This window comes from Streptomyces sp. NPDC043854, from assembly GCF_056436005.1.
On record NZ_JBWKDK010000110.1, the window covers coordinates 1 to 5,919 of the forward strand.

The 5,919-nt window shown below is 72.3% G+C and carries 5 protein-coding genes and 1 tRNA gene; 1 reads left to right on the forward strand and 5 read right to left on the reverse strand.

Annotation, left to right across the window (positions count from 1 at the left end):
- Nucleotides 1–419: 419 nt before the first annotated feature.
- The 5 genes from AC068A_RS36960 to AC068A_RS36980 form a co-directional block, all read right to left on the reverse strand.
- Nucleotides 420–1,160, reverse strand: coding sequence for a metallophosphoesterase (locus AC068A_RS36960; RefSeq protein ID WP_478590682.1), 741 nt, complete (start codon nucleotides 1,158–1,160; stop codon nucleotides 420–422).
- A 401-nt stretch (nucleotides 1,161–1,561) separates the two neighbouring features.
- Complete coding sequence (locus tag AC068A_RS36965) at nucleotides 1,562–2,377, reverse strand: aminotransferase class IV (protein WP_478590683.1); 816 nt, start codon at nucleotides 2,375–2,377, stop codon at nucleotides 1,562–1,564.
- Nucleotides 2,378–2,484: 107 nt separating this feature from the next.
- Nucleotides 2,485–3,885: an MGMT family protein gene (locus tag AC068A_RS36970; protein WP_478590684.1), complete on the reverse strand. Its 1,401-nt coding sequence runs from the start codon at nucleotides 3,883–3,885 to the stop codon at nucleotides 2,485–2,487.
- 235 nt (nucleotides 3,886–4,120) lie between these two features.
- Nucleotides 4,121–4,194, reverse strand: a tRNA-Pro gene (locus AC068A_RS36975).
- Between the two features lie 102 nt (nucleotides 4,195–4,296).
- A complete protein-coding gene (locus AC068A_RS36980) occupies nucleotides 4,297–5,235 on the reverse strand; it encodes a metallophosphoesterase (protein ID WP_478590685.1) in 939 nt (312 codons plus the stop codon).
- 68 nt (nucleotides 5,236–5,303) lie between these two features.
- Here AC068A_RS36980 and AC068A_RS36985 point away from each other — a divergent pair, with 68 nt between their 5' ends.
- Nucleotides 5,304–5,765, forward strand: a complete 462-nt coding sequence (locus tag AC068A_RS36985; protein ID WP_478590686.1) for a GatB/YqeY domain-containing protein — start codon at nucleotides 5,304–5,306, stop codon at nucleotides 5,763–5,765.
- Nucleotides 5,766–5,919: the final 154 nt, after the last annotated feature.

Sequence of the window (5,919 nt, forward strand, 5' to 3'; positions counted from 1 at the left end):
TCTTCAGTGCGGGAGGCCCCCCCCCCCTCTCCCCCCCCGCCCCCCCCCCGCCCCCCCCCCCCCCCCCCCCCCCCCCCCGCAGCCGGTGACCGGCTTGAGGATGACGGGCAGCCCGATCTCCTCGACCAGCCGGGCGATCGCCTCGCGTCCCGTGGCGTGCGGGGGCACGGGCAGGCCGAGCCGGCCGGCCGTGGCCACGGCGTGGTCCTTGTCCTGTGCCGCCGCGAGCACCCCGGCCGTCGGCCCGATGAACGCGATGCCGGCCCCGGCCGGCTGCTCGCGCAGCGCGGGGTGCTCCGCGAGCGCCCCGTAGCCCAGTTACACGGCGTCGGCGCCGCAGCGCTGGGCCGCCTCGACGATCCGGCCGACATGGTCGTACGTCCCGGCGAGCCCGGCGCCGTAAATGAACGGCATTGCGCTTAGCCCAGCGTCCGGTAGTGCGTGACGAGCCGCCGGTCGCCGTCGAGGACGTGGAAAGCCAGCGCCGGCGCCAGCTCGAAGTCCACGACGGGGCGGCCCTCCAGGGGTAGCGGAACGGTGGAGGCCACCCCGGGCGCCACGAGCAGCGGCAGCCCCGCGAAGGTAGTGGCCGCGGCGACGTGCGCGTGCCCGCACAGCAGGGCGACGACCTGCGGGTGGCGGCCCAGCACCTCGGCGAGGCGGTCCTCGCCGAACTGCCGGACCCGGTCCACGTGCGGGGTGTGCAGGTCGACCGGCGGGTGGTGGAAGCAGACGAAGACGGGCAGGGTGCCGTCCTCGGCGGCCAGCGCCCCGTCGAGCCAGCGCAGGGTGGCGTCGCTCAGCGCGCCCTCGTCGCTTCCCGGGATCGTCGAGTCGCACAGCACGAAGACCGCCCCGGGCGTGCGGACGACCTGGTTCAGCTCCTCGTCCTCCGGCTTGCCGTCGAGCAGCCCGGTCCGGAACGGCCCGCGCCGGTCGTGGTTGCCGGGCAGGACGAGGACCGGCCAGGGCAGGTCGAGCAGCGCGCGCGCCTGCGCGTACTCCTCGTCCGTGCCGTGGTCGGCGATGTCGCCGGAGACCAGCACGGCGTCCACCGGGCCGGGGATGTCCCGCAGGTAGCCCATCACCTTCCGGGCGCGCTCGGTGGCGCGCTCCCCGAGGTCCAGGTGCAGGTCGCTGACGTGGGCGATGACGGTCAAGTCTCTTCCTTCCGGGCGTCGTTCGCCGCCGCGGCCTGGAAGCGGGCCCGGACCTCGGCGTTGGTGTGCGCCGACGTTACCCGGAGCGGGATGGCCCCGCCCGGCCGATCTCCAGGGCCAGCAGGTGCGGGCCGGGCTGCCCGCCGATCTCCGCCAGGTGGGCGTCGGCCTCCTTGACGGTGCGGCAGATGCGCGCGGTCCGGTATCCGGCGGCGAGCGCCAGCTCGTCCCAGCGCAGGGCGGTGTCCCGGCTTCTTGGCCGCCGGCTTGGTGCAAACCTTCCTTGTTTTCACCTCCGTTCGGATTGCTCGTGGTCATGCTGCTGAAGAGCATCCGAGGAGGCGGTGTTGTGGTGGTGGCGCGCGGGTGGCGCGCAGGTGTTCCGGAAGAGCGCCGGGTCCCTAGAGCAGATCGCCGGGGAGGGCGGCGTACGCGTCCCGCAGCGCGTCGATCACCGGATGGGAGCCGGGACGGGAGCCGGGCCCGGGCCCGGGGCCGGAGCCGGGTCCCGGCAGCTCCACGGCGTCCACGGCGCGGACGGCCCGCACCCCCATCGCCGCGTTGGTGGCGAAGGCCGCCTCGAAACCTGCGACGTCCGCCGGCCGCACGCGCCGGCTGTCGTACGGATGGACCTGCTTGAGCAGCTGCATGGTCACCCCGTCGAGGCACTCGGCGTCCGGCCAGACCACCCGCCCGCCGTCGACGAAGCCGACGTTCCAGGTGGCCCCCTCGGACACGGCCTGCCCGGCATCGACGAACAGCGCGTCGTCGAAACCGCATTGCTGCGCCTGCCGCCGGTGGTACAGCCCGGCGAAGAGCCCGACGCTCTTGACCTCCGGCACGTCGCGCACGTACTGCGTCGACCGCACCCGCAGCGGCGGCGGTACGGCGCCGCCCGCCGGCCGGACCGTCACCAGCACCTGCGGATCACCGGCCGCGAGGGGACGCCCGAGGTCGAGCCCCGGATCGAAGATCGTCACCCGGACCGTGGCGGCCCCCCGGGCCGGCGCCATCCGCCGCGCCAGCGCCCGTACCCGCTCCCCGTCGAGCCCTGCCCCGAACAGCATCCGGCAGTCCCGCCGGAGCCGCTCCAGGTGCAGCGCGAGCCCCTTCACCCGCCCGTCCTCGACCCGCATGGTCGTGAAGTGCCCGTAGTTGACCAGCGCCAGCGCCTGCAACTCCCGAACCCCGACCGCCGCCCCATTCAACTCAGCCATGGCGCCCACGATGCCAGCCACCCCCGCACCGCACATGCAGCACGGGCACAAGCTGTGCGGTGGGCCTTCCGGATCCCGTTTCCGGGTGGCACCACGATGGTTCGAGCTCAGTTGCCGAGGACGGTCTTCAGGGCGTCCAGGGACAGGCGCGCACGTGGATCCGCTGCTCCCTCCTTGAAGTTGACGCCCTCGGCCGCCAGGACATCGGCGGGGGAGTCTGTGCGTGTGGGGTCGTTCCACCGGAAGCCGGGGCTGACGCGTCCCGCAGCGTTGAGGACGCGCCAGGCGTTGGGGCACTGGCCGCAGGTGGCCAGGTGGGTGCCGACTGGGACGGCGTGGCTGCCGATGGCGACGGCCACATCCCCGTACGTGGTCCACCGCCCGGAGGGGATGGCGGCCAGGAGGGAGTGCAGACTCGTCCAGTCCTTCCCCGTGCCGCTGAGCTGCTTGGCCAGGACCGCGAGGTTGACGCCCGCCAGCGCCGCCCATTCGGCAGGGTCGACGGCTTCCGGGACGTGGTCGGTGTCGATGTCCCACCAGGTCGGGCCCTGGATGCCGGGCTCCGATCGGTTCGTCACGCTGGTGAAGATGTGGTTGGCCAGCCCGGTCGGCGAGTGCTTCGTACCGTCGGCACCCCATGTCAGTGGCTTGCCGGTGTTGTTGTTCCACGTGGCGGTTCCACGGCTGCTGTCCTCGCCCACCCACGCGTGGATGGCCTCGCGGATGGATTGCGGCACGCCATGCCTCGGTACCAGCCGCAGCCGGGTCCCGTCCGGCAGCAGCCCGGCGTCGACGAGGACGTGCACGGCGTTGCGGGAGCGTGTGCGCTCCTCCAGTTTCCGGGCCGCGGCCTTGGCCTCGATCCGGGCCGGGGCGAGGGTGAACTCCTCCACTTCCGGGGTGGGGTAGACCTTGGTGAAGCCGGCAACGAGCTGGTCCTCCACCTTCCACAGGCCCACCTGGACGAGGTCGATGTCGAGGTTCATCTCCGACAGCCAGACCACGGTGTGGGTGACCTGCTTGGGGAAGTCCGCGGCGATGATCACCTGTCTGGGGCGCTGGAGGAGTTCCGGGCTCCACTCCCCGTCCACGTGGTCCAGGAGGCGCTGTCGGCACTCGTCGAGCTCGAGGCTCTCGCCTCGGCCCTTCAGGAAGTCGCGGTGCGCCTGGGCCAGCGTGCCGAGGTCGAACCGGGACACCAGGGCGGCGTAGGTGATCGCCTGGAGGTGTACGTCACGGTCGGCCGTACCCCGCTTCAGCTCGACCACCACGAGGCGGCCGGTGGCATCCAGGCCCAGGACGTCCAGCCGGTCGCGCGCCGGCACTCCGTCCGTGTCGGCCCACCGGTCGAACTCGGAAGTGATCACGAGCACCGACTCGCCGAGGATCCGGGGGTTGGCGATCACCCATTCCTGGAGGTGCTGTCGTTCGAGGAGGCCTTCCGCGGCCAGAGCGGTCGGTGAGACGGGCGTGGCCGAGCCCCCGTCGACGGTGAAGAGATGATCCACGCTGTCCCCCTGCCCCGGTCCGTCAGCCCGGCGCCCCCGCGCCGGCTGTCCTGAGCCTACGTATGGGGCGTGCCACGGAGCGGTCCGTTGCGGTAGATCCCGAAAGGCCTTGGGGTCGTCTGGGAAGCCGGATTCCGAGGTCGACTCCCAGATGGCTCCCCAAGGCGGGGGGCAAACGCCAGTCAGGGGCCTGATCCGATTTCTCGGATCAGGCCCCTGACCTGGTCTTACTCTGTCGGGGTGGCGGGATTTGAACCCACGACCTCTTCGTCCCGAACGAAGCGCGCTGCCAAGCTGCGCTACACCCCGATCGCCGCCGTTTCCGGGCTTTCGCCCTGGCGACATCGATTACTTTAGCGGACCCTCGGCCAGAGGCGAAATCCGGTTTTCGCGGACGTGCCCGCGGGTCCGCTAGGCCTTCGGGGTGAGGGTCAGGAGGGTGGCCTCCGGGGGGCAGGCGAAGCGGACCGGGGTGTAGCGGTTGGTGCCGCAGCCTGCGGAAACGTGCAGGTAGGCGCGTCGGCCGCCGGTCTCGTGGGTGGAGAGGCCCTTGACCCGGTCGGTGTCCAGGTCGCAGTTGGTGACGAGGGCCCCGTAGAACGGGATGCACAGCTGTCCGCCGTGCGTGTGCCCCGCCAGGATCAGCGGGTAGCCGTCGGCCGTGAAGGCCTCCAGGCTGCGCAGGTACGGGGCGTGCACCACGGCGATCGAGAGGTCGGCGTCGGCTTCGGGGCCGCCGGCGACGCGTTCGTAGCGGTCGCGCTTGATGTGCGGGTCGTCGAGGCCGGTGAAGGCCAGCTCCAGCCCGTTCACCTTCAGCCGGGCCCGCGTGTTGGTGAGGTTCAGCCAGCCCGCCGCGTCGAAGGCGTCCCGCATGCCCTCCCACGGGTTGTGGACGGCGCCGACGACCGGCTTGTTGCCGTTCAGCCCGTGGCGGCCCTGGAGCTTCTCGATCAGGTACCGCCCGGGGTTGCGCAGCCGCGGCCCGTAGTAGTCGTTCGAGCCGAAGACGTACACGCCCGGGAACGACATCAGCGGGCCGAGCGCGTCGAGCAGCTCCGGCACGCCTTCCGTGTCAGAGAGGTTGTCGCCGGTGTTCACGACGAAGTCGGGGCGCAGGCCGGCCAGGGACTGGAGCCAGGCGCGCTTCTTGCCCTGGCCGCTGACCATGTGGATGTCCGACACCTGGAGTACGCGCAAGGGGCGCATCCCGGCGGGCAGAACCGGAATGGTGATCCGGCGCAGGCGGAAGGACCGCGCCTCGAATCCGGCGGCATAGGCCACTCCAGCAGCCCCCACCGCCGCGATTCCGGCGGTGACCTTCAGGGGTACTCCGTAACGCGCACGCATGGGGTCATCGTCTCAGACGCGGAAAACCGGAAGGCGCCACCGTCCCCGCACCTGGCAGACTCATAGGCATGACCACGCTCAAGGCCAAGCTGCAGGAAGACCTCACCACCGCGATCAAGGAGCGCAACGAGCTCCACTCCTCCACGCTGCGACTGACCCTCGCCGCGATCACCAAGGAGGAGGTCGCGGGCAAGGAGGCGCGCGTCCTCACCGACGAGGAGGTCCTCAAGGTGATCGCCAAGGAGGCGAAGAAGCGCCGCGAGGCCGCGGACGCGTTCGCCCAGGGCGGTCGCGCCGAGCAGGCCGAGCGGGAGACGGCGGAGGGTGAGTTCCTCGACACCTACCTGCCGAAGCAGCTGACCGACGACGAGCTCACCGCGATCGTGGCGCAGGCCGTCGAGGAGGCCCGGGCCGCGGGCGCCGAGGGGCCGCGGGCCATGGGCGCCGTCATGAAGATCGTGACCCCGAAGGTGGCCGGCCTGGCGGAGGGCGGCCGTGTCGCCGCCGCCGTCAAGAAGCACCTCCAGTAGCAAGGGGCAACGGGAGCAACGGGAGCAACGGAAGAACGACGGGGCCCCGGGGGGGGGGGGGGGGGGGGGGGGGGGGGGGGGGGGGGGGGGTGGGTGGGGGGGGGGGGGGGGGGGGGGGGGGAGGGGAGGGGGGGGGGGGGGGGGCCGAGTGGCG

Excerpts from the sequence above, each read along its gene's own strand:
- AC068A_RS36965 (WP_478590683.1), bottom strand. The coding sequence starts at position 2,377 with ATGGCTGAGTTGAATGGGGCGGCGGTCGGGGTTCGGGAGTTGCAGGCG.
- AC068A_RS36980 (WP_478590685.1), bottom strand. The coding sequence starts at position 5,235 with ATGCGTGCGCGTTACGGAGTACCCCTGAAGGTCACCGCCGGAATCGCG.
- AC068A_RS36985 (WP_478590686.1), top strand. The coding sequence starts at position 5,304 with ATGACCACGCTCAAGGCCAAGCTGCAGGAAGACCTCACCACCGCGATC.